Source organism: Pseudomonas sp. FBCC-B545 (assembly GCF_059134095.1).
Map to the genome: position 1 here is coordinate 4,335,159 of NZ_CP101441.1, position 23,229 is coordinate 4,358,387.

At 59.2% G+C, this 23,229-nt stretch carries 18 protein-coding genes; 12 read left to right on the forward strand and 6 right to left on the reverse strand.

All coding sequences use genetic code 11. From position 1 onward, the window contains the following. The first annotated feature begins 216 nt into the window (after positions 1-216). Positions 217-1,515: a serine/threonine protein kinase gene (locus NMB39_RS20010; RefSeq protein ID WP_494340174.1), complete on the forward strand. Its 1,299-nt coding sequence runs from the start codon at positions 217-219 to the stop codon at positions 1,513-1,515. Positions 1,516-1,540: 25 nt separating this feature from the next. Continuing rightward, positions 1,541-2,296 carry an MlaA family lipoprotein gene (locus NMB39_RS20015; RefSeq protein WP_411741021.1) on the forward strand — a complete coding sequence of 252 codons (756 nt, stop codon included), beginning with the start codon at positions 1,541-1,543 and terminating at the stop codon, positions 2,294-2,296. A 56-nt stretch (positions 2,297-2,352) separates the two neighbouring features. On the opposite strand, the gene NMB39_RS20020 is transcribed toward NMB39_RS20015, so the two are convergent. Next, positions 2,353-3,267 carry a DUF808 domain-containing protein gene (locus NMB39_RS20020; RefSeq protein ID WP_494340173.1) on the reverse strand — a complete coding sequence of 305 codons (915 nt, stop codon included), beginning with the start codon at positions 3,265-3,267 and terminating at the stop codon, positions 2,353-2,355. 134 nt (positions 3,268-3,401) lie between these two features. On the opposite strand from NMB39_RS20020, the gene NMB39_RS20025 reads away from it, so the two are divergent. After that, positions 3,402-4,007: a TetR/AcrR family transcriptional regulator gene (locus NMB39_RS20025; RefSeq protein ID WP_057014127.1), complete on the forward strand. Its 606-nt coding sequence runs from the start codon at positions 3,402-3,404 to the stop codon at positions 4,005-4,007. Between the two features lie 116 nt (positions 4,008-4,123). On the opposite strand, the gene NMB39_RS20030 is transcribed toward NMB39_RS20025, so the two are convergent. Next, entirely contained in the window at positions 4,124-4,564 is a 441-nt protein-coding gene (locus tag NMB39_RS20030) for a GlcG/HbpS family heme-binding protein (protein ID WP_057022220.1), read from the reverse strand. Positions 4,565-4,819: 255 nt separating this feature from the next. On the opposite strand from NMB39_RS20030, the gene gcl reads away from it, so the two are divergent. The 9 genes from gcl to NMB39_RS20075 all read left to right on the forward strand — a co-directional run bounded on the left by gcl (position 4,820) and on the right by NMB39_RS20075 (position 15,584). Further along, positions 4,820-6,595, forward strand: coding sequence for a glyoxylate carboligase (gene gcl, locus NMB39_RS20035; RefSeq protein WP_494340172.1), 1,776 nt, complete (start codon positions 4,820-4,822; stop codon positions 6,593-6,595). 10 nt (positions 6,596-6,605) lie between these two features. After that, the gene (gene hyi / locus NMB39_RS20040; RefSeq protein WP_057022219.1) at positions 6,606-7,388 is read left to right on the forward strand and encodes a hydroxypyruvate isomerase; all 783 of its coding nucleotides are present in this window, start codon (positions 6,606-6,608) and stop codon (positions 7,386-7,388) included. Between the two features lie 84 nt (positions 7,389-7,472). Continuing rightward, positions 7,473-8,363, forward strand: coding sequence for a 2-hydroxy-3-oxopropionate reductase (locus tag NMB39_RS20045; RefSeq protein WP_494340171.1), 891 nt, complete (start codon positions 7,473-7,475; stop codon positions 8,361-8,363). A 166-nt stretch (positions 8,364-8,529) separates the two neighbouring features. Then, positions 8,530-9,810: a glycerate kinase type-2 family protein gene (locus NMB39_RS20050; protein WP_494340170.1), complete on the forward strand. Its 1,281-nt coding sequence runs from the start codon at positions 8,530-8,532 to the stop codon at positions 9,808-9,810. After that, entirely contained in the window at positions 9,800-11,215 is a 1,416-nt protein-coding gene (gene pyk / locus NMB39_RS20055) for a pyruvate kinase (protein WP_494340169.1), read from the forward strand. The genes NMB39_RS20050 and pyk overlap by 11 nt, the downstream gene beginning before the upstream one ends. 113 nt (positions 11,216-11,328) lie before the next feature. Continuing rightward, positions 11,329-12,204, forward strand: coding sequence for an urea transporter (locus NMB39_RS20060; protein WP_367236606.1), 876 nt, complete (start codon positions 11,329-11,331; stop codon positions 12,202-12,204). A gap of 31 nt (positions 12,205-12,235) precedes the next feature. Continuing rightward, positions 12,236-13,060, forward strand: coding sequence for an ion transporter (locus tag NMB39_RS20065; protein WP_046069102.1), 825 nt, complete (start codon positions 12,236-12,238; stop codon positions 13,058-13,060). Positions 13,061-13,154: 94 nt separating this feature from the next. Next, entirely contained in the window at positions 13,155-14,156 is a 1,002-nt protein-coding gene (locus NMB39_RS20070) for a sulfate ABC transporter substrate-binding protein (protein ID WP_057022215.1), read from the forward strand. 231 nt (positions 14,157-14,387) lie between these two features. Next, a complete protein-coding gene (locus NMB39_RS20075; protein WP_057022214.1) occupies positions 14,388-15,584 on the forward strand; it encodes an MFS transporter in 1,197 nt (398 codons plus the stop codon). Positions 15,585-15,725: 141 nt separating this feature from the next. Here NMB39_RS20075 and NMB39_RS20080 read toward each other — a convergent pair whose 3' ends face one another. From NMB39_RS20080 to NMB39_RS20095, 4 genes are all read right to left on the reverse strand, one after another. After that, the gene (locus NMB39_RS20080) at positions 15,726-17,660 is read right to left on the reverse strand and encodes a M10 family metallopeptidase C-terminal domain-containing protein (RefSeq protein ID WP_494340168.1); all 1,935 of its coding nucleotides are present in this window, start codon (positions 17,658-17,660) and stop codon (positions 15,726-15,728) included. Positions 17,661-18,197: 537 nt separating this feature from the next. Further along, positions 18,198-19,877 carry a M10 family metallopeptidase C-terminal domain-containing protein gene (locus NMB39_RS20085; RefSeq protein ID WP_494343362.1) on the reverse strand — a complete coding sequence of 560 codons (1,680 nt, stop codon included), beginning with the start codon at positions 19,875-19,877 and terminating at the stop codon, positions 18,198-18,200. Between the two features lie 908 nt (positions 19,878-20,785). Continuing rightward, positions 20,786-21,409, reverse strand: coding sequence for a M10 family metallopeptidase C-terminal domain-containing protein (locus NMB39_RS20090; RefSeq protein WP_057022212.1), 624 nt, complete (start codon positions 21,407-21,409; stop codon positions 20,786-20,788). Continuing rightward, a complete protein-coding gene (locus NMB39_RS20095; protein ID WP_494340167.1) occupies positions 21,352-22,548 on the reverse strand; it encodes a hypothetical protein in 1,197 nt (398 codons plus the stop codon). Before NMB39_RS20095 ends, NMB39_RS20090 begins: the two co-directional genes overlap by 58 nt. Positions 22,549-23,229: the final 681 nt, after the last annotated feature.

Below are 23,229 nucleotides of genomic sequence, written 5' to 3' on the forward strand. Positions count from 1 at the left end.
AAACGGCGCTCAGCTTAATCCCACCGCGGCCGTTAGCAAGGTGTTCGCGCAGATATCTGTTCAACATAGCCTGGCAAAGTGTATCGTCTGCCAACTATTACCCCCGATTCCGACGCTTTTTCCGACTTTTCGTGCCGCAGGCTGGCACTTCGGTGGCAACGCGGTGGTCATAGCCTGCGAACTTCATTCAGCACGTTTCCTCTTAGGGATTAAGTCATGCTCCGTTCCTTGCGCTGCGCTGCCTTGCTGGGCAGCCTATTTTTGAGTGCGTCAGCACTGGCCGTCGATATCGACCAGGCCAGCTATGGCTACCCTTTGACCAACCCGTTCGAAGCGACCATCGCCACCACGCCTCCCGGTCTTCGGCCAACCTTGCCGACCGATGACGAGATCAATCAATCCGACTACACCCTGAATATGCGCCCCGAGCGCGAGTTCAGCCTGCCCGACAACTTCTGGGCGGTGAAGAAACTCACCTACCGCATCGCCAAGCAGGACCGCGCCGCACCGCTGATCTTCCTGATCGCCGGCACCGGTGCGCGGTTTGACAGCAGCATCAACGAATACCTGAAGAAGCTGTATTACCAGGCCGGCTACCATGTGGTGCAGTTGTCATCGCCCACCAGCTTCGACTTCATCAGCGCCGCCTCGCGCTTCGCCACCCCGGGTATCACCCAGGAAGACGCCGAAGACATGTACCGCGTGATGCAAGCCGTGCGCGCGCAGAACGCCTCGCTGCCGGTCACCGACTTCTACCTCACCGGCTATAGCCTGGGCGCGCTGGATGCAGCGTTCGTCAGCAAGCTCGACGAGACACGCCGCACCTTCAACTTCAAGAAAGTGCTGCTGCTCAACCCGCCGGTCAATCTCTACACCTCGATCACCAACCTCGACAAGCTGGTACAGACCGAGGTCAAGGGCATCAACAACACCACCACCTTCTATGAACTGGTGTTAAGCAAGCTGACCCGCTACTTCCAGCAAAAAGGCTACATCGACCTCAACGACGCGCTGCTGTATGACTTCCAACAGTCCAAACAGCACCTGAGCAACGAACAGATGGCCATGTTGATCGGCACCTCGTTCCGCTTCTCGGCGGCCGACATCGCCTTTACCTCGGACCTGATCAACCGCCGCGGCCTGATCATCCCGCCTAAATACCCGATTACCGAAGGCACCAGCCTCACGCCGTTCCTCAAGCGTGCCCTGCAATGCGACTTCGATTGCTACCTCACCGAACAAGTGATCCCGATGTGGCGCGCCCGTTCCGATGGCGGCAGCCTGCTGCAGTTGGTCGACCAGGTGAGCCTGTACGCGCTGGAGGACTATCTGCGCGACAGCCCGAAAATCGCCGTGATGCACAACGCCGACGACGTGATCCTCGGCCCTGGCGACCTGGGTTTCCTGCGTAAAACCTTCGGCAATCGCTTGACCGTCTACCCGCTGGGCGGCCACTGCGGCAACCTCAATTACCGCGTCAACGCCGACGCCATGCTGGAGTTCTTCCGTGGCTAAATATCTTCTGCTGCTTGCCGCACTGATGTGCACAGGCGTGGCCAATGCCGACAACAGCAAGGCCCATGAACCGGTCAAGGTCGGTGCCGACGGCTTCAAGGAGCCGCTGACCAAGCTCAAGTTCAACCCCGGCCTGGACCAGCGCGAGTTCGAACGCTCATCGCTGACCGCCCTTAACGTGTATGACCCGCTGGAGTCGTGGAACCGCCGCGTGTACCACTTCAACTATCGCTTCGACCAGTGGGTGTTCCTGCCGGTGGTCAATGGCTACCGCTATGTCACGCCAAGCTTCCTGCGTACCGGCGTGAGCAACTTCTTCAACAACCTGGGCGATGTACCCAACCTGTTGAACAGCCTGCTGCAGCTCAAGGGCCACCGCTCCCTGGAAACCACCGGGCGCTTGCTGGTCAACACCACCATAGGCGTCGCCGGCCTATGGGACCCGGCCACCGCCATGGGCCTGCCGCGCCAGAGTGAAGACTTCGGCCAGACCCTGGGCTTCTACGGCGTACCCGGCGGCGCCTACGTGGTCCTGCCGATCTTTGGCCCGTCGAACCTGCGCGACACCACCGGCCTGATCGTTGACTACAGCGCCGAGACCCAGATCAACTTCCTCAACGTGTCAGAAGTCAGCTCCAACCACCCGGAAATCTGGGCCCTGCGCGCGGTAGATAAGCGCTATCAGACCAGCTTCCGCTATGGGCAGATGAACTCGCCGTTTGAATATGAGAAGGTGCGGTATATCTATACCGAATCGCGCAAGTTGCAGATTGCCGAGTAAGCCAAGCGCCATGAAAAAGGCCATTCGATTGAATGGCCTTTTTTGTGTCCGCAAGGTTAAGCCCTGATTGCTTTCCAACTTTTGCCAACCACACTGACCACCGCCAACACAGCGGCCCCGGCAATAATCCCCGCCACCGCATTCAGCAACGTCGGCATCAACCACGCCAGCGCCCCGGTGCTCTGGCTAACTGAGTCAATCCAGTGATGCACCACCGGCACACCATGGGTGAGGATGCCGCCACCAACCATGAACATAGCCGCCGTACCGATCACCGACAGGCTTTTCATCATGTACGGCGCGGCGCGCAAAATGGCACCGCCGATACGGCGTGCCACCTGGCCCGGCTTCTGGGTCAACCACAGCCCCAGGTCGTCAAGCTTGACGATACCCGCCACCAGCCCATACACACCCACGGTCATGACGATCGCGATGCCCGACAACACTACCACCTGCTGCATCAACGGTGCGTCGGCCACGGTGCCCAGGGTGATGGCGATGATTTCTGCAGAGAGGATAAAGTCGGTGCGGATCGCGCCTTTGATCTTGTCCTTTTCAAAGGCCACCAGGTCGGTGGCCGGGTCGGCCACGGCTTCGACCAATTGCGCGTGCTCGGCCTGGTCCTCGGCGTTGCTGTGCAGGAATTTATGCGCCAGTTTCTCGAAGCCTTCGAAACACAGGTAGGCACCACCGAGCATCAACAATGGCGTCACCGCCCAGGGCGCGAAGGCGCTGATCAACAGCGCGGTAGGCACCAGGATCAACTTGTTGATGAACGAGCCCTTGGCCACCGCCCACACCACCGGGATTTCCCGCTCGGCGCGCACCCCGGAGACCTGCTGGGCATTGAGCGCCAGGTCGTCACCCAGCACACCGGCGGTCTTCTTCGCCGCCATTTTTGTCATCAGGGCGACGTCATCGAGTACCGCGGCGATATCGTCGATCAACACCAACAAGCTGCTTCCTGCCATGAATCAAGTATCCGTAAGGGGGAGATCGGGCGAGCATAGCGCGGCGCAAGGCGTTATGGGCAGATTGTTGAGGCCCGCGGATGGCCGGTGCTACCATGCGCAACCGCCTGTCATGGCAAGGAAACCTCTGGTTTATGAGCAGCATTCGCGAGCGCAACAAAGAAAAAATCCTGCGGGCGGCAAGCGAGGAGTTTGCCGACAAGGGCTTCGCCGCGACCAAGACCAGCGACATCGCCGCCAAGGCCGGGCTACCCAAGCCCAACGTCTATTACTACTTCAAGTCCAAGGACAACCTCTACCGCGAGGTGCTCGAGAGCATTATCGAGCCGATCCTGGCCGCATCCACGCCGTTCAACCCCGACGGCGAGCCCAAGGAAGTGCTGAGCAACTACATCCGCTCGAAAATCCGCATTTCCCGTGACCTGCCATTTGCCTCCAAGGTGTTTGCCAGCGAAATCATGCACGGCGCCCCGCACTTGAGCACCGAGCAGGTTGAACAGCTCAACGCCCAGGCCAAGCACAATATCGATTGCATCCAGAACTGGGTGGATCGTGGGTTGATTGCGGCTATCGACCCTAATCACCTGATGTTCAGCATCTGGGCGGCGACCCAGACCTATGCGGACTTTGACTGGCAGATCTCGGCCGTGACCGGCAAAGCCAAGTTGGATGAAGCCGATTATGAGGCGGCGGCGCAGACGATTATCCGGTTGGTGCTCAAGGGGTGTGAACCGGACTGATAGACCGCAGTGTCTGTACCAATCGGGGGCAAGCCCCCTCCCACATTTTTTGATGTGAACGCTGTCAAATTGTGGGAGGGGGCTTGCCCCCGATTGGCCCTAACAGTCACACAGGATCAGGCAGACACCCCCGCATCCGCCATTAACCCCAATCCCTCAATCGCCGTGATCGCACACTGCTCATCAATATCCGACGTATCCCCGGTGATTCCAATCGCTCCCAACACCAATCCCGACTGATCCCGTATCAACACCCCACCCGGCGCCGGCACCACGCTGCCCTGCCCCAGGCTGTTCAACGCCGCGATAAATGCCGGGCGCTGCTGCGCGTCCAGCGCCAGCAAACGTGAACCCTTACCCAGGGCTATGGCCCCCCAGGCCTTGCCGATGGCGATTTGCGGGCGCAGCAGGCTAGCGCCGTCTTCGCGTTGCAAGGTGATCAAGTGCCCTCCGCTGTCGAGTACTGCAATGGTCAGCGGCGCTGCAGAAATCGTGCGGCCCGCGGCGATGGCCTGGCCGGCCAATTGGGTGGCGAGTTTCAAGGTTAAAGCGCTCATGGTGCCGTCCTTCTTTTGTTATTGGAAAGCGGTGGAGTTCTGTTTGATCAGATGCTCGATCAAACAAATAGAACACAATGATGTTTATTTTTGTATACAATATTTTCAAACAAAGTCTCCGTACGTCGAAAAAAGCCATTCCGATAGACGCATAGGCCCGTTCATAAAATGCATTGACCTGCGCAGCCCGCCGTGAATACACTTCGTACCGACACCACTTGTATACAATTACAAAACGCAAGAGGCACCAAAATCATGAGCAAAATGAGAGCAATCGAAGCCGCCGTCCTGGTGATGCGCCGTGAAGGTGTGGATACCGCCTTCGGTATCCCAGGCGCTGCGATCAACCCGCTGTATTCGGCCTTGCAGAAGGTGGGTGGCATCGATCACGTCCTTGCTCGCCACGTTGAAGGCGCCTCGCACATGGCCGAGGGCTATACCCGCACCAAGGCCGGCAATATCGGCGTGTGCATCGGCACATCAGGCCCGGCGGGCACCGACATGGTCACCGGCTTGTACAGCGCCTCTGCCGATTCGATCCCGATCCTGTGCATCACCGGCCAGGCCCCCCGCGCCCGGATGCACAAGGAAGACTTCCAGGCCGTGGATATCACCAGCATCGTCAAGCCGGTGACCAAGTGGGCGACCACTGTGCTGGAGCCCGGCCAAGTGCCGTACGCCTTCCAGAAGGCCTTCTATGAAATGCGCTCCGGTCGACCGGGCCCGGTGCTGATCGACCTGCCCTTCGATGTGCAGATGGCCGAAATCGAATTCGACATCGACGCCTACCAGCCCCTGCCTTTGGCCAAGCCGTTGGCCACGCGCATCCAGGTCGAGAAAGCCCTGGCGCTGCTGGACCAGGCTGAACGCCCACTGCTGGTGAGCGGTGGCGGCGTAATCAACGCCGACGCCAGCGAGTTGTTGGTGGAGTTCGCTGAATTGACTGGCATCCCGGTGATCCCGACCCTGATGGGCTGGGGTACCATCCCCGACGATCACCCGCTGATGGTGGGTATGGTCGGCCTGCAAACTTCCCACCGTTATGGCAACGCGACGATGCTCAAGTCGGACGTGGTGCTGGGTATCGGCAACCGCTGGGCCAACCGCCACACCGGTTCGGTGGAGGTCTACACCGAAGGGCGCAAATTCATCCACGTCGACATCGAGCCGACGCAGATTGGCCGCGTGTTCACCCCGGACCTGGGCATCGTTTCCGATGCCGGCAGCGCACTGACGATGTTTATCGAAGTGGCCCGCGAATGGAAAGCCGCCGGCAAGCTCAAGGACCGCAGCGCCTGGTTGCATGACTGCCAGCAGCGCAAAGCCACCCTGCACCGCAAGACCCACTTCGACAACGTGCCGGTCAAGCCGCAACGGGTGTACGAAGAGATGAACCAGGTGTTCGGCAAAGACACCTGCTACGTCAGCACCATCGGCCTGTCGCAGATTGCCGGCGCGCAATTCCTGCATGTCTACAAGCCACGCCACTGGATCAACTGCGGCCAGGCCGGCCCGTTGGGCTGGACCATTCCCGCGGCGCTGGGCGTGGTCAAGGCCGACCCGAACCGCAAGGTGGTGGCGCTGTCGGGCGACTATGACTTCCAGTTCATGATCGAAGAACTGGCGGTGGGTGCACAGTTCAAGCTGCCGTACATCCATGTGGTGGTGAACAACTCGTACCTGGGGCTGATCCGCCAGGCCCAGCGCGGCTTTGAAATGGATTACTGCGTGCAGCTGTCGTTCGACAACCTCAATGCCCCGGAGCTCAACGGCTATGGCGTCGACCATGTGGCCGTCGCCGAGGGCTTGGGCTGCAAGGCCCTGCGCGTGTTCGAGCCAGGGCAGATCCAGCCGGCCCTGCGCCGCGCCCAGGAAATGATCGAAGAATTCAAGGTGCCGGTGATCGTTGAGATTATTCTGGAACGGGTGACCAATATTTCCATGGGCACCGAAATCAACGCCGTCAATGAATTCGAAGACCTGGCCCTGGTCGGCAACGATGCGCCGACCGCCATTTCCCTGCTCGATTAAGGAGAACCCTATGCCGCGCTTTGCCGCCAACCTGTCCATGCTGTTCACCGAACAGGACTTCCTTGCTCGCTTCAAGGCAGCCGCCGACGCCGGCTTCGAAGGTGTGGAATACCTGTTCCCGTATGAGTTCAGCTCCGCCGAGATCAAGGCGCAGCTCGATGCCAACGGCCTGAGCCAAGTGCTGTTCAACTTGCCGGCCGGCGACTGGGCCAAGGGCGAGCGTGGCCTGGCCTGCCACCCGGACCGGGTCGAGGAGTTCCGTGCCGGGGTCAAGCTGGCTATCGCCTACGCCCAGGTACTGGGTAACACCCAGATCAACTGCCTGGCGGGTATCCGTCCACAGGGCGTGGACGACGAAACCCTGGAAAAGACCTTTGTCGCCAATCTCAAGTACGCCGCCGACAAGCTGCAAGCAGCGGGCATCAAGCTGGTGATGGAGATGATCAACACCCGTGACATCCCGGGCTTCTACCTGAATAACACGGCCCAGGCCCTGTCGATTCGCGAGCAGGTGGGCAGTGACAACCTGTTCCTGCAATACGACATCTATCACATGCAAATCATGGAAGGCGACCTGGCACGGACCATGGCGGCGCACCTGGGGCAGATCAACCATATCCAGCTGGCGGACAACCCGGGGCGCAATGAGCCGGGGACTGGGGAGATCAACTATCGCTTCCTGTTCGAGCATCTGGACCGCATTGGCTACACGGGTTGGGTTGGCTGTGAATACAAGCCGTTGACCACTACCGAAGCGGGTTTGGGCTGGCTCAAGACCCATAACGCGCTCTAACACACACCCCCTCCCACATTGGACCTGATGTGTCTGGCAGACCTCAACAAGTCTGCCTACCGAATAAAAAAGAGGATTTTGATCATGGCTAAAATCGGATTTATCGGCACCGGCATCATGGGCCAGCCTATGGCCGCCAACCTGCAGAAAGCAGGGCACCAACTGTTTCTCTCCGAGCATCACGGCAAGGCCCCGCAAGCGCTGATCGACGCTGGCGCCATCGCCCTGGCCAACCCGCAGCAAGTCGCGCAAGAAGCCGAATTCATCATCGTCATGGTGCCGGACACCCCACAGGTCGAAGACGTGCTGTTGCGCGCCGACGGCGTGGTCGCCGGCCTGTCGCCGAACAAAGTGGTGATCGACATGAGTTCGATCTCCCCCACCGCCACCAAGGCGTTCGCGGCGAAGATCAACGAGACCGGCGCGCAGTATCTGGACGCACCGGTGTCCGGCGGTGAAGTCGGCGCCAAGGCCGGCACCTTGAGCATCATGATCGGTGGCGAACCGCAGACCTTCGAACGTGCATTGCCGCTGTTCCAGGCCATGGGCAAGAACATCACCCTCGTGGGCGGTAACGGCGATGGCCAGACCGCCAAGGTCGCCAACCAGATCATCGTTGCACTGAACATCCAGGCGGTGGCCGAAGCGCTGCTTTTCGCCTCCAAGAACGGCGCCGACCCGGCCAAGGTGCGGGAAGCGCTGATGGGCGGCTTTGCGTCGTCGAAGATCCTGGAAGTGCATGGCGAACGCATGATCAAGGGGACTTTCGACCCGGGCTTTCGCATCAACCTGCACCAGAAGGACCTGAACCTGGCCTTGGCCGGCGCCAAGGAACTGGGGATCAACCTGCCGAATACCGCCGGCACCCAGCAAGTGTTCAGCACCTGCACGGCCATTGGCGGCGGTAACTGGGACCACTCGGCGCTGATCAAGGGTCTGGAGCATATGGCCAATTTCTCGATTCGCGATAAATAACCCATCTTGGAATGTAATCCAGTGTGGGAGGGGGCTTGCTCCCGATAGCAATCTGTCATTCAACCACTATGTCGACTGATGCACCGCTATCGGGAGCAAGCCCCCTCCCACATTTTGATTGCGTTCCAAGTCCCAATGCTAATAACAAGAATCCGGGAGCCCGCTTATGTCGGTCGATCCGCAACACCTGCTTCGCGAGCTGTTTGCCACAGCCATCGACGCCGCCCATCCCCGGCAAGCCCTTGAACCTTACCTCCCCGCCGACCGCAGTGGCCGGGTAATCGTGATCGGCGCCGGCAAGGCCGCGGCCGCCATGGCCCTGGTCGTGGAAAATTGCTGGCAGGGCGAAGTGTCGGGCCTGGTGGTCACCCGCTACGGCCACGGCGCGCCGTGCCAGAAAATCGAGGTGGTCGAAGCGGCCCACCCGGTCCCCGACGCTGCCGGCCTGGCCGTGGCCCAGCGCGTGCTGGAGTTGATCAGCCACCTGAGCGAAGACGACCGCGTGATCTTCCTGCTTTCCGGCGGTGGCTCCGCATTGCTGGCCCTGCCGGCCGAAGGCATCAGCCTGGCCGACAAGCAAGCCATCAATAAAGCCCTGCTCAAATCCGGCGCCACCATCGGCGAGATGAATTGCGTGCGCAAACACCTCTCGGCGATCAAGGGCGGGCGCTTGGCCAAGGCGGCATGGCCAGCCACCGTATACACCTACGCGATTTCCGATGTGCCGGGCGACCAGGCAACGGTGATCGCCTCCGGCCCTACCGTCGGCGACCCCAGCACCTCGCAGCAGGCCCTGGGGATTCTCAAGCGCTACGGCATCGACGCCCCCGCCTCGGTGCGCAGCTGGCTGCAAAACTCCGGCTCGGAAACGGTCAAGCCCGGCGACCCGGTACTTGCCCGCAGCCACTTCCAATTGATCGCCCGCCCCCAGCAATCCCTGGAAGCGGTAGCCGTGAAAGTACGCCAGGCAGGGTTCAGCCCGCTGATCCTCGGCGACCTGGAAGGTGAAGCGCGGGAGGTGGCCAAGGTACATGCCGGTATCGCCCGGCAGATCGTCCAGCACGGCCAGCCATTGGCGGCGCCCTGTGTGATCCTGTCCGGCGGCGAGACCACCGTCACCGTGCGCGGCGATGGCCGAGGCGGGCGCAATGCGGAATTCCTGCTCAGCCTCACCGACAGCCTCAAGGGCCTGCCCGGCGTGTACGCCCTGGCCGGCGACACCGATGGCATCGACGGCTCGGAAGACAACGCGGGCGCCATCATGACCCCCAGCAGCTACGCCCGCGCAGAGGCCTTGGGCCTGTCGGCCAGCGACGAGTTGGACAACAACAACGGCTACGGCTATTTCGCCGCCCTGGGCGACTTGATCGTCACCGAGCCGACCCGTACCAACGTCAACGACTTCCGTGCCATCCTGATCCTTGAGACTGCCAAACATGACGCCTGATAAGAAGGTCAAGATCCTCGCCACCCTGGGCCCGGCCACCGACAGTATCGATGACATCCTTGAGCTGGTGCAGGCCGGGGTGAATATCTTCCGTCTCAACTTCAGTCACGGCGAACACGCCGACCATGCCCAGCGCTACCAGTGGATTCGCCAGGTAGAGCGCCAGTTGAACTACCCACTGGGCATCCTCATGGACCTGCAAGGACCAAAGCTGCGGGTCGGGCGTTTTGCCGAGGGCAAGGTGCAGTTGATTCGCGGCCAGGCCCTGCGCCTGGACCTGGACCCGACGCCCGGTGACCAGCGCCGCGTCAACCTGCCCCATCCGGAAATCATCGCAGCCCTTGAACCGGGCATGGACTTGCTGCTCGATGACGGCAAGCTGCGCCTGCGCGTGATTACCAAGCATGCCGACGCCATCGACACCACGGTGCTCAATGGCGGCGAGCTGTCCGACCGCAAAGGCGTAAACGTCCCACAAGCTTTGTTGGAACTCAGCCCGCTCACCGCCAAAGATCGCCGCGACTTGAGCTTCGGCCTGGAACTGGGCGTGGACTGGGTGGCACTGTCGTTTGTACAGCGCCCGGAAGACATCCGCGAGGCCCGCGAGCTGATTGGCGACAAGGCGTTCCTGATGGCCAAGATCGAGAAGCCCTCGGCCGTGCAGCGCCTGCAGGAAATTGCCGAGCTGAGCGATGCGATCATGGTAGCCAGAGGCGACCTGGGCGTGGAAGTACCGGCCGAAAGCGTGCCGCAGATCCAGAAAGACATCATCAGCACGTGTCGTCAATTGGGCAAGCCGGTGGTGGTGGCCACGCAGATGCTTGAGTCCATGCGTTTCTCCCCGGCGCCGACCCGTGCCGAAGTCACCGATGTCGCCAACGCCGTGGCCGAGGGTGCGGACGCGGTGATGCTGTCGGCGGAAACCGCGTCGGGCGATTATCCGCTGGAAGCCGTGCAGATGATGAGCAAGATCATCCGCCAGGTGGAAAACGGCCCGGACTGCCAGGCGCAACTGGACGTCAGCCGGCCCAAGGCGGATGCCACGGTGTCGGACGCCATCAGCTGTGCGATCCGGCGCATCAGCAGCATCCTGCCGGTGGCGGTGCTGGTGAACTACAGCGAGTCGGGCAGTTCCAGCTTGCGCGCCGCACGGGAACGGCCGGTGGCACCGATCCTCAACCTCACGCCGAACCTGTCCACGGCGCGGCGCTTGAGCGTGGCGTGGGGCGTGCACTCGGTGGTCAATGACCGTCTGCGCCAGGTGGATGAGGTGTGTTCCACCGCGTTGGAAATCGCCCAGGCTCAGGGTATGGCGCAACGCGGGGATACCTTGGTGATTACCGCGGGGGTGCCGTTTGGGCAGCCGGGGTCGACCAATTCGTTGCGCATCGAGACATTGATTTAGCGTCTGTAAGGGCCCATCGGGGGCAAGCCCCCTCCCACATTGGACTGCATTTGAACCTGTGGGAGGGGCTTGCCCCCGATGGGCACAACTGAAGTCCCACTGACTCACCGAAAATGCACAACCACACCTGCCCTGACTGGGCCGAAGCTCTGCTCAATGGCTTCAGCCAGATTTTCCTGCAACGCCACCCGCTGTGTGGCCTGCTGTGCCTGCTGGCGATCCTGATCGGCGCCCCGGCCTTGCTCGGCGGTGCGCTGCTGGGCGGGGTCGCGGGGTTGCTTACGGCCCAGCGCCGTGGCTATCCCAAGGCTGAGCGCCAGGCTGGACTGTACAGCTACAACGGCGTACTGCTGGGCTTGTTGATCAGCCAGCACTTTGCCTGGTCGGCGCTGGTGCCACCGTTGATCCTGGCATGCGGGGGCTTGAGCGCGATCCTTACCCGGCAATGGTTGACACACGCGAACCAGCCCCAGGACTTGCCCGCCTATACCGCGCCCTTTGTTGGCCTCGGCTGGTTGCTGCTCGGGTGCGTACCTGGAAGCGCCCTTGCGCTGACCGAGCACGGCACCTTCTCTATTCTCGCCGCTCCATTTATCGGTCTTGGACAAATCATGCTGTTGGAGCAACCCATGGCAGGCGTGTTGATCGCCGCGGGCTTGCTGCTGGCCGACCGCCGCGCCGCGTTGTGGGCACTGAGCGGTGCCAGCCTCGGCGTGCTGGCCGGCCTTTGGCTGAACGACCCCACTGGCGCCCTGCTCGGCCTGCACAGCTATAACCCAGCGTTGGTCGCCCTGGTCCTGGGCTTGTCATGTCGCCAGCCGTGGTTGCCGCTGCTGGGCATCCTGCTGGCAATCATCCTCACCCCAGGTTTCGCCGCCCTGCACCTGCCTGCGCTGACCGCACCGTTTATCCTCGCCTGCTGGCTGGTGCGCGCCGGCCAGCGAATGCTGCGCAAACCCCACATGGACAGTCCGTTCGAATCCCCCTAGGCTTGCTCGATATTCGCTTCAGGCAGGACTTATGGACAGTAACAACGACTGGCGCCAGCGGCTCTACATCATGGTTTTCCAAAGCGACACCGTCGCCGGGCGGCGCTTTGACGGCATCCTGCTGCTGATCATCCTCGCCAGCCTGGTGATCGTGATGCTCGACAGCATCGATGAAATCCACCAGAACTACGCGGATGTGCTGGCCTATATCGAGTGGGGCTTCACGCTGATCTTCGCCATCGAATACGGCCTGCGCCTGTATTGCTCGCCCAAGCCGCTGCGCTATGCCTTCAGCTTTTACGGCCTGGTGGACTTGCTGGCCATCGTCCCCGGCATCCTCGCCCTGTACTACAGCGATGCGCAGTACCTGCTGATCATCCGCATCATTCGCATGCTGCGCATCTTCCGCGTACTCAAGCTCAGCCCGTACCTCAAGCAGGCCAACTACCTGATGGCGGCGCTGCGCGGCAGCAAGCAGAAGATCGTGGTGTTCCTGGTCAGCGTGTGCACGCTGGTGACGGTGTTCGGCACCCTGATGTACGTGATCGAAGGCCCGGAACATGGGTTCACCAGTATTCCCAAGGGCATCTATTGGGCCATCGTCACCCTGACCACCGTGGGCTTCGGCGATATCGTGCCCAAGACGCCGCTGGGCCAGGTAATTTCGTCGCTGGTGATGATCACCGGTTATTCGATCATCGCGGTGCCGACGGGCATTTTTACTGCAGAGCTGGCCAGTGCCATGCGCGGTGAACAGTTGCAAACCGACTGCCCGGCGTGCAAGAAGAACAGCCATGAGCCCAATGCGGCTTTTTGCTCGCGATGTGGCAGTAACCTTTTTCATAAACTGGAATAACCAAAGGTCGTTTTAATCTTTATAGGTCTATGCAGGCCCGGCTATAGTCGCTGGCAAATTGCCTCCCCTCTTCTCCAACAACAAGGAATGAGCAGTGAAAAAGATCCTCAGCGCCTCTCTTCTGGCCGCCAGCCTGGCCTTGGCGGGCTCCGCCCAGGCCGCGACCACCCTGCTCAACGTCTCCTACGACGTGATGCGCGATTTCTACAAGGACTACAACGCTGCCTTCCAGAAGCATTGGGAAGCCGAGCACCCTGACGACAAGCTGACGTTGCAGATGTCCTTCGGCGGTTCCAGCAAACAGGCACGCTCGGTGATCGACGGCCTGCCGGCTGACGTGATTACCATGAACATGGCCACCGACATCAATGCTCTGGTCGACAATGGCAAATTGGTGCCGGACAACTGGGTGACGCGCCTGCCGAACAACAGTGCACCCTTCACCTCCGCCACCGTGTTCATCGTGCGCAAGGACAACCCCAAGGCGTTGAAAGACTGGCCGGATTTGCTCAAGGACGGCGTGCAGGTGATCGTTCCCAACCCGAAGACCTCGGGTAACGGCCGCTACACCTACCTGTCGGCCTGGGGCTATGTGCTCAAGAACGGCGGCGACGAAGAGAAAGCCAAGACCTTCGTCGGCAAGCTGTTCAAACAAGCGCCGGTGCTGGACACCGGTGGCCGTGCCGCCACCACCACGTTCATGACAAACCAGATCGGCGACGTGCTGGTGACCTTCGAAAACGAAGCAGAAATGATCGCCCGTGAGTTTGGACGGGATCAGTTCGAAGTGGTCTACCCAAGTGTGTCCGCCGAAGCCGAGCCGCCTGTGTCGGTGGTGGATAAAGTGGTCGAGAAGAAAGGCACCCGTACCGCGGCGGAAGACTACCTGAAGTACCTGTGGTCGCCGGAAGGCCAGGAAATTGCGGCCAACAATTACCTGCGCCCACGGGACCCGAAGGTGTTGGCCAAGTACACCGACCGCTTCCCGAAGGTGGACTTCCTGTCGGTGGAGAAGACCTTTGGCGACTGGCGCACGGTGCAGAAGACCCACTTCAATGATGGCGGGGTGTTTGACCAGATCTACAGTGGTCAATAACTGAAGAAATGCGGTAACAAATGTGGGAGGGGGCTTGCTCCCGATGGCGGTGTGTCAGCCAAGACATAGGCTGACTGACACACCGCCATCGGGAGCAAGCCCCCTCCCACATTGGGTTTTGCATTGAGTCATTATTTCGCGGCATGACAGTTATCACGCCAAGCGGCCTACTCACTGCCGGCCCATGTCTTTATTCTCTCACCCCATCGTCCTTCGCCTTATGAGAACACCATGAACCCAACCTCTCACGCTACAGGCACCATGACCCGGGGCATGGTCATGCTGTTTGCGTTTTGCTGCGGTGCCATCGTTGCCAACATCTACTACGCGCAACCAATCATTGAACTGATCGCCCCGGATATCGGCCTGACACCGGCAATGGCCAGCCTGATCGTGTCCCTGACGCAAATCGGCTACGCCCTCGGCCTCTTCTTCCTGGTGCCTTTGGGCGACTTGTTGGAAAACCGCAAGCTGATGATCTTCACCACGGTGGTGGCCATCGCCAGCCTGCTGGGTGCTGCGTTTACCGAGCAACCCAATCTGTTCCTGCTGGTGTCGCTGCTGATCGGTTTCAGCTCGGTGTCCGTGCAAATCCTGATCCCGCTGGCCGCGCACCTGGCCCCGGCCGAATCTCGCGGTCGGGTGGTAGGCAGCATCATGGGTGGCCTGCTGCTGGGCATTTTGCTGGCGCGACCGGTGTCCAGCGTCGTCGCCGACCACTTCGGCTGGCGCGCGATGTTCATGGCCGCCGCTGCGTTGATGGCGCTTATCAGCGTGGTCCTGCTGCTGACCATTCCCAAGCGCCAACCCGATCACCGCGCCAGCTACGGCCAATTGCTGCGCTCCCTGGCTACCTTGCTGCGTGGGCAGCCGCTGCTGCGCCAACGGGCGTTCTACCAGGGCTGCATGTTTGCTGCCTTCAGCCTGTTCTGGACCGCCGCGCCGCTGGAACTGGCGCGTAACCATGGCCTTAGCCAAAGCGAAATCGCGTTGTTCGCCCTGGTCGGCGCACTGGGCGCCATTGCCGCGCCCATCGCCGGTCGCCTGGCCGATGCCGGCCACACCCATCGCGCCTCGTTGCTGGCAATGCTGTTCGGGGCATTGAGCTTCCTGCCGGCGTTTGTGCACCCGCTGTACAGCGTGATCGGTCTTGCGGTCACCGGCGTGGTCCTGGACTTCTGCGTGCAGATGAACATGGTGCTTGGCCAGCGTGCCATCTATGCCCTTGACGCCAATAGCCGCAGCCGTCTCAACGCGTTGTACATGACCAGCATCTTCATTGGCGGCGCGTTCGGCTCGGCGATTGCCAGCAGTGTGTATGAACATGGCGGTTGGCTGGGCGTGATGCTGGTGGGCAGCGCCTTTCCATTGATCGCATTGCTGCGATTCCTGGGGGCGTCCCGTGGGGTCGTGGCGGCCACCGCCTGAGAGCGGTGTGACCAAGATCAGGAAATGTTGGGCACACGTAATCACGTATTCACAGGCACAAAAAAGCAGGACTTGATCATATGAAAAAGTCCTGCCCTGTCTTACTCCAAAGGCGATAGTTGCTAGCTCGCCATTACAGCGTTACAGATAACCAGCATCCCTTATGTTCAACCCGATGACATCTTCCGGGCTGATCATGCGGGTGCTCTTGATCAGGAAGTCCGTCTTGCCGTCACCATCCAAGTCTATCGCCAACAAGTAACGCCCTGTTTGCGGGTTAAACTTGATAATGGTATCGCCGGTCTTCCCGGTGTATTCCTCAACGAAGTTAAATGCAACCTTGCCATCAATGGCCATTTGCGACAGATCAATCTTGTCCTGACCCGTGTTGAAGTCCAACAGCAAATCGGCTTGCGTGCGGGTAGAGTCGGCAAAAGCGTTGAACTTGAACGTGTTCCAACCACCGCCCCCAACCAGATTATCGGCGCCTGCACCACCAATCAGCACGTTATCGGCACTGTTGCCAATGATTCGGTCGTTGCCACTACCACCCACTGCGTTTTCGATCACAGTCGAGGTACCGATCCTGACGTTCTCCCTCAAGCCGCCCACACTGGAAAGCGCACCACTGCGCAGGTCGATGATCTGGTCTTGCTTGAAGCCGGAAAAATCAAAGGTATCGACCCCTTCCTTATCCCAGATATTGAACTGTGGTTTATCCGTAGCAGATGTCAGGGTCGTTTCCGGCCTGCCGGTGTTGGAGTTAAACCCATAGATAGTGTCAACCGGTGCTTCGGGAGCTTTTGGCTTGACATAGGTCGTGTCAGCAGACAAATCCGGACCTTTGGGCTTGGCATTGGTTTTGTCGACCGGCAAATCCGGACCTATGGGCCTGAACCCCACTGAGGGACGGGGCTGATCGCCCTGCGGCTTAGCAGGATCACCTTTGGGATTGGTCTCTCCACCAGCGACCTTGGGCTTACCGCCTGTTGGGCTGGTGTCCACTCCGGTTGGCTTGGTCTTGTCCCCTTGTGGTCGGGTTTCCTCACCAGCGGCCTTGGGCTTAGCACCCGTTGGACTGGTGTCCACTCCGGTCGGCTTGGTCTTGTCCCCTTGTGGTCGGGTTTCCTCACCAGCGACCTTGGGCTTACCGCCCGTTGGGCTGGTGTCCACTCCGGTCGGCTTGGTCTTGTCCCCTTGTGGTCGGGTCTCCTCACCAGCGGCCTTGGGCTTAGCACCCGTTGGGCTGGTGTCCACTCCGGTTGGCTTGGTCTTGTCCCCTTGTGGTCGGGTCTCCTCACCAGCGACCTTGGGCTTAGCACCCGTTGGGCTGGTGTCCACTCCGGTTGGCTTGGTCTTGTCCCCTTGTGGTCGGGTCTCCTCACCAGCGACCTTGGGCTTAGCACCCGTTGGGCTGGTGTCCACTCCGGTTGGCTTGGTTTTGTCCCCTTGTGGTCGGGTCTCCTCACCAGCGACCTTGGGCTTAGCACCCGTTGGGCTGGTGTCCACTCCGGTTGGCTTGGTCTTGTCCCCTTGTGGTCGGGTCTCCTCACCAGCGACCTTGGGCTTACCGCCCGTTGGGCTGGTGTCCACTCCGGTTGGCTTGGTCTTGTCCCCTTGTGGTCGGGTCTCCTCACCAGCGGCCTTGGGCTTACCGCCCGTTGGGCTGGTGTCCACTCCGGTCGGCTTGGTCTTGTCCCCTTGTGGTCGGGTCTCCTCACCAGCGGCCTTGGGCTTACCGCCCGTTGGGCTGGTGTCCACTCCGGTTGGCTTGGTCTTGTCCCCTTTTGTTTTGGCGTCAAAGCCGACAGGTTTGGGCTTACCACCGGCTGGCTCGCACTGATCGCTTTTTGGCACTGTCTCCTCACAGAATGGCTGAGGCCGATCGCCGGTTGGCCTGGTCTGCTCACTAGCCGGCTTGGGCTGCTCCCCTTTCGGCTTGGTCTCCTCCCCCTTTGGCATAGACAGGCAATTAGCAGTCAGAACGTTGCCATCCACGCCCCCCATATTCAGGAAAAGCCTATTGCTGATTTTTGTTTCACCAGGCTGCAGCAAACCAGATGTGTTCGAATTCATATTCGATCCATATAGCCGTTGCAGACTGGAAAGCCCACCTGCCGAGTGCGCAGAAAGACTCAGCAATCTGGACCCTTTCGAAAGCAGTTGATCATTTCCTTGATGGGTGTTGTTGGAAGTACCCACTGGCTCATTATCGCCATACCCCCCCGACGGTGCCGTGGGTGATGGCTTAGGGGCCGTATCCATTGTAGGTACATAGGAGTTCAAACCAGGTAGATTTACATTAACCATACATCACACCTTCTTAGTTAGTTATACAAAACAACAACCCAACGCTCCGCAAGCGCAACACTTACGAACTATTAAATCGCCAACTATCGAGCGAGCGAACGCCTTTCAGCCAGCAACCAAATCAAGACTGATTCAAATAAATCGACAGTACTGCCTACATTCACCCAACTAACGAATGCACAAGAATAATAAACTGCCTATAGCCAATGGTGACCGACACATTCCAGCGCTACATTTCAAAATGTACAGGACAACAAACACCTGCCAAAGAGGGCGCCTCATTTAGATATATTTCGCTCTCTGTTACCCGTGAACTGACCCGCCCCATGCACGCGCTGTAAAAGCCCCTTGATCAGACGCGGACACCAATGTTCCTCGACGCTGATCAGCATCGGCCTTGAAGCCATATGCCGGCCTCATGGAAAATGTATTAGCTTGCGACCCCAGTGCGCTGGTAGTGCCTATCGAGCATGAGGCTGGCGTCGGCGCACATGAAATAGGTTTCGGATCACACGAGACTGGGCGTGGCTCAGGCTTTGGCTTACATGAGTCTGGACGTGAATTAGGTTTTGGTTTTGGCTTTGGCTTTGGCTTTTCCGGTTCAGGCCGCATATCCGGCTGCGGCTTTTCCGGTTCAGGATCTACCGAGGGGCTGACGCCGTGGTACACATCACCTGCATTCATCCGGCCAATACTCTTTATCAATACATCAGCTTTACCATTTCCGGTCAGGTCCAAAGCCAAACTACCTTCTCCACTGCCCTCGTCGTAGCTCAGCACGGCTTGGCCAGGTTGGCCGGTTAGACGCTCACCGAATAACAGCGCCTTGATATTCGCAGTTTTCAAAAGCGCAGAGACATCCAAGCGGTCCACGCCGCTCTCGAAGTCCAGGATAACGTCAGGGTTATCCGGGGTGGAATCGCTGGTAAGGTCATATACAAACGTGTCTGCCCCCCCGCCGCCTTGCAACCTGTCGGCTCCGCCTCCACCGGTCAAGCGATTGGCAACGTGGTTGCCTATCAAGGCGTCGTTCCCGGCGCCCCCCACGGCGTTCTCCAGGGTAACGCCCTTGGCAATGGAGACATTGCCTTTCAATGCCCCCACATCAGAAAACGACTCGGCATTGAGGTTGATCTTCTGATTCTGCGAATACCCGGAGAAATCCAGCGTGTCGTTACCGCCACCGTCCCACACACAAAAGACAGGATTGTCATTGGCCGTTTTCAAGCTCAGGGCGTCACGGTTCGTATTGGAGTTGAACCCATAGGTCGTATCGGTATTACGGGTGTTGGTATTTGCTCCGTACAGTCGCTGGGCCGCAGCAATGTCATCCATCATCGGTGCAGAGGGATGCAACGAATTAAAATCATGACCTGGCTGATTCCTTTCCGAGAAATAGCTCATCACACTGCGGGCTCGAGTGTCCCCGGCGTATTCTGCGTGCGTTGCATAGGTGCCAGACCCATCGTATTTACCCGGATGCTCCAACCCGATCGCATGACCTGTTTCATGAATCAGTACTTGGCGAAAATAACCACCCTGCTTAGGGTGTGTGCCCGCATCTGCCGTGCCGATGTTAGCGAATGTATTTCTCAAGTACTTGTTAGGCAGTGATGCCACGCCGTTATTGGTTCCTGGCATATCACCAATATCAACGTGACCGTCGAGATTCTTGGCATTTTCGGTGAACGTCACGTTGGCGACATCCTGCCAGGATTTCAATGCTTGCCTGGCCAGTTCTGCCTGCTGCGATGTGAACCCCTTGGAAATCCGGAATGACAGGTCAATTTTCTGATCGCCATTACGGTCATGAAATCGGAAGTCACGGCGAGTGATATGTTTACCTGCCTGCTCAGTCGTGAATACCGTTTTCTTATTATTAAGGGTGTAGGGCGGCCTCAACTGCTCAGAACTCATGCCCCCCCGAGCAGAAAACTCCTTTTCTTGCGAGATATTAGTAGCGGGTGGTCCTGATAATTTCATACAACCTAAGTCCTCATGCAATAACCCGAGACATCGCACTCCCACTCCATACGAGCAACAGCACTTATCGGCACCTCCTTAAGTTCGCACAGAGACACGCTGTCCGCCAGACACTAATTAATGCACTCCGACACACTCTAAAATCTCAAAATACTTTGGTGACAAAGGCGCAACGTTCCGAAACAACACTTGCAGCCCATACGCCACTACAACCACTCCAACCTACTGATTTACATTAAAAAAACAAGATCTCATACACTAGCAATCAAATTCGATTGCAACCCATTACTCACAAACAGATAACACTCCAAAATGCTGCTTCGAGTCGGCACTCCAGTCCAAGCTGCCTACCTACACCCCACTGCGACTAATCAAGAGAATACAGAGTAAGAACCGAACGAAAACAGCTACCTCCTCGAACTGATTAAATCCACGCCTTCGCAACACCGTAAATTAATACACTGCTACAACCGATCATTCTGACAAGGCCGACTCCGGGCATATGAACAACTGGCGTAAAGACCTAATCACCAGGCTTGCACGGTTCTGATTCAGGAAATGCAGACCTATATGAAACAGGCGTGCAAGCGCCTGCCGTAGCGCAACAGGGCGACAGAACAGTACTGGGTTTGGGTTGGAGTCAACGCAGAAGACATGACCAAGCCATGGGGACTCGATCGAGGTCAACGATAGAAGCGCATGCACGATGCCGCCAAAGCAGCAGCACACATCAGGTTGACAGGCTTGTACGCGGTATCAAGCGAGTAACCAGCCTGTCATCAAGGTAACGAGACAGTGATTTTATCGGCGTAGCAAGATAGGCCGTGGCATTGCCTGAACCGAACGTTTACAGGCATGAAGTTGACGCAAAGCGTCAACTCACGCTTTTCATCCTGCGAGCGTCCTATTCAAGCCAGGCCCAGGACATCATCAGGGCTGATCGGTCGCGTACTTTTTATAAGAAAGTCACTTCTGCCGTTGCCCGACAGGTCGATCGCCAAAAAATAACGTCCGCTGTACATGTTGTATTTAATGACCGTATCACCGGGTTTGCCCGTAAAGTCGGGAACTAAGTTCAGACTGACCCCCGCAGCGTTAGCCATGGTACATAAATCAATCTTGTCCCAGCCGGTCTTGAAGTCAGTGAGCAGATCAGCTGCTGCGTAGGCAGAGTCCGCTACCGAATTGTATTTGAAAACATTGCGCCCCCCTGCGCCTCTCAGCGTATCCGCGCCTTCGCCCCCAACCAGTACGTTATCGGCTTCGTTGCCAATCATCCGGTCATTGCCGGAACCGCCGATAGCGTTTTCGATAACCGACGCCGGGCTGACGTAAACATTATTGTATTTTCCGCCGACACTTGAGTAAGTACCCGCCCCCAGGTTAATGACTTGGTTATGCCTGAACCCGGAAAAATCTAATGTGTCATTACCTTGCCTGTCGTCAACTTCGAATTGCGGTAGGTCATGGGTGGCTACCAAGGACGTACGGACATTTCCGGTGTTTGAACTAAAGCCGTAAACGGTGTCCATCGGTAAACATTGCGTTGGCTCGGGTTCGGGACAAGGCTCAGGTATCGGGCAGGGTTCCGGACACGGCGCTGGCCTCGGTTGCGGCTGCGGGCAGGGCTCAGGTGTCGGGCACGGTTCCGGGCACGGCGCTGGCCTCGGTTGCGGCTGCGGGCAGGGCTCAGGTGTCGGGCACGGTTCCGGGCACGGCGCTGGGCTCGGCTGCGGCTGCGGGCAGGGCTCAGGTGTCGGGCACGGTTCCGGGCACGGCGTTGGCGCTGGCCTTGGCTGGGGCTGTGGCTCTGGCCGTGGCTGCGGCCTTGGCTGGGGCTGCGACTCTGGACGCGGCTCGGGCCTTGGCCGGGGTTGCGGCTCTGGTCGCGGCTCGGGCCTTGGCTGTGGATGCGGCTCTGGACGCGGCTCGGGCCTTGGCCGGGGTTGCGGCTCTGGTCGCGGCTCGGGCCTTGGCTGTGGATGCGGCGCCGGCCGCGGCTCGGGCCTTGGCTCAGGATGCGGCTCAGGCCGCGGTTGCGGTGCCGGACGCGGCTCGGGCCTTGGCTCAGGATGCGGCTCAGGCCGCGGTTGCGGTACCGGACGCGGCTCGGGCCTTGGCTCAGGATACGGCTCAGGCCGCGGTTGCGGTGCCGGACGCGGCTCGGGCCTTGGCTCAGGATACGGCTCAGGCCTCGGTTGCGGCGCCGGACGCGGCTCGGGCCTTGGCTCAGGATACGGCTCAGGCCGCGGTTGCGGCGCCGGACGCGGCTCAGGCCTTGGCTGTGGGTACGGCTCAGGCCGCGGTTGCGGTGCCGGACGCGGCTCGGGCCTTGGCTCAGGATACGGCTCAGGCCGCGGTTGCGGCGCCGGACGCGGCTCGGGCCTTGGCTGTGGGTACGGCTCAGGCCTCGGCCACGGCGCCGGACGCGGCTCGGGCCTTGGCTGTGGATAGCGCTCAGGCCTCGGCCACGGCGCCGGACGCGGCTCGGGCCTTGGCTGTGGATAGCGCTCAGGTCTCGGCCACGGCGCTGGGCATGGAACGGGGCGCGGCTGCGGACAAGGTTCAGGCCTTGGCGGTGGGCACGGATGAGGTCTGGGCTGTGGTTCCGGACACGGTTCAGGCCACGGCCTCGGAGGTGGACACGGATTGGGGGTGATCCCGCCCCCACAACGACTCATTACCTGCCTGGATCCGTTGAAACTTTCCGCCAGCCTGTTGAAGACGCTACTTCGCAATTGAAAGCCGTTGAAAACACTCTTATTAATACTTCTAAAGGGCTGCCTACCTACACGATAGTCCTCATTCTCCAACGGGCTGTAGTACCGATTGTATGCAGGGGTATTACGAAAGACTGGAATATAGGCACTGTGACGGCCACTGTGCATATTAGATTTATTCGTTTCACCCGGTCTGTTCAGAGCCGTGAATTGTTTTGGAACACTGGAAAAGCCATCACTTCGAGACCCCAAACTGGAAACATTTACCTGCATTTTTTAACCCGCCTATCCAAGTTGAAATAAATAAAATCAATGTAGTTTGCCGAGGGCGAAATCCGCTGTGGAAATATACGAGCACGCGATCAAAGCGGCGTTAAATTCCCACAACCAAAAACACCAGACAACACCTCATCTATTTCAACTTAAAACGTCACATCATGTACGCCAGGCCGACTTCACGACACCACCAAAATATATTTACGCACAACTAACAAACCTCATGTAACGCGCACAATCCTTAAACCTTGCAACACATAACCTTGAAATCTTCAGAATGACGCAATACGGGTAAACACCCACACGCCTCATTGCCCAACAAAAGTAAAATCGAACACGACTGACTTTTTACCGCA

Bases quoted from the DNA above. Each gene is read 5' to 3' on its own strand.
- NMB39_RS20010 (WP_494340174.1), top strand. From the start codon at position 217: ATGCTCCGTTCCTTGCGCTGCGCTGCCTTGCTGGGCAGCCTATTTTTG.
- NMB39_RS20045 (WP_494340171.1), top strand. From the start codon at position 7,473: ATGGCTAAAATCGGATTTATCGGCACCGGCATCATGGGCCAGCCTATG.
- hyi (WP_057022219.1), top strand. From the start codon at position 6,606: ATGCCGCGCTTTGCCGCCAACCTGTCCATGCTGTTCACCGAACAGGAC.
- NMB39_RS20090 (WP_057022212.1), bottom strand. From the start codon at position 21,409: ATGGACACCGTTTACGGCTTTAGTTCAAACACCGGAAATGTCCGTACG.
- NMB39_RS20065 (WP_046069102.1), top strand. From the start codon at position 12,236: ATGGACAGTAACAACGACTGGCGCCAGCGGCTCTACATCATGGTTTTC.
- NMB39_RS20015 (WP_411741021.1), top strand. From the start codon at position 1,541: ATGTGCACAGGCGTGGCCAATGCCGACAACAGCAAGGCCCATGAACCG.
- NMB39_RS20025 (WP_057014127.1), top strand. From the start codon at position 3,402: ATGAGCAGCATTCGCGAGCGCAACAAAGAAAAAATCCTGCGGGCGGCA.
- NMB39_RS20030 (WP_057022220.1), bottom strand. From the start codon at position 4,564: ATGAGCGCTTTAACCTTGAAACTCGCCACCCAATTGGCCGGCCAGGCC.
- pyk (WP_494340169.1), top strand. From the start codon at position 9,800: ATGACGCCTGATAAGAAGGTCAAGATCCTCGCCACCCTGGGCCCGGCC.
- NMB39_RS20060 (WP_367236606.1), top strand. From the start codon at position 11,329: ATGCACAACCACACCTGCCCTGACTGGGCCGAAGCTCTGCTCAATGGC.
- NMB39_RS20020 (WP_494340173.1), bottom strand. From the start codon at position 3,267: ATGGCAGGAAGCAGCTTGTTGGTGTTGATCGACGATATCGCCGCGGTA.
- NMB39_RS20050 (WP_494340170.1), top strand. From the start codon at position 8,530: ATGTCGGTCGATCCGCAACACCTGCTTCGCGAGCTGTTTGCCACAGCC.
- NMB39_RS20075 (WP_057022214.1), top strand. From the start codon at position 14,388: ATGAACCCAACCTCTCACGCTACAGGCACCATGACCCGGGGCATGGTC.
- gcl (WP_494340172.1), top strand. From the start codon at position 4,820: ATGAGCAAAATGAGAGCAATCGAAGCCGCCGTCCTGGTGATGCGCCGT.
- NMB39_RS20080 (WP_494340168.1), bottom strand. From the start codon at position 17,660: ATGAATTCGAACACATCTGGTTTGCTGCAGCCTGGTGAAACAAAAATC.
- NMB39_RS20085 (WP_494343362.1), bottom strand. From the start codon at position 19,877: ATGAAATTATCAGGACCACCCGCTACTAATATCTCGCAAGAAAAGGAG.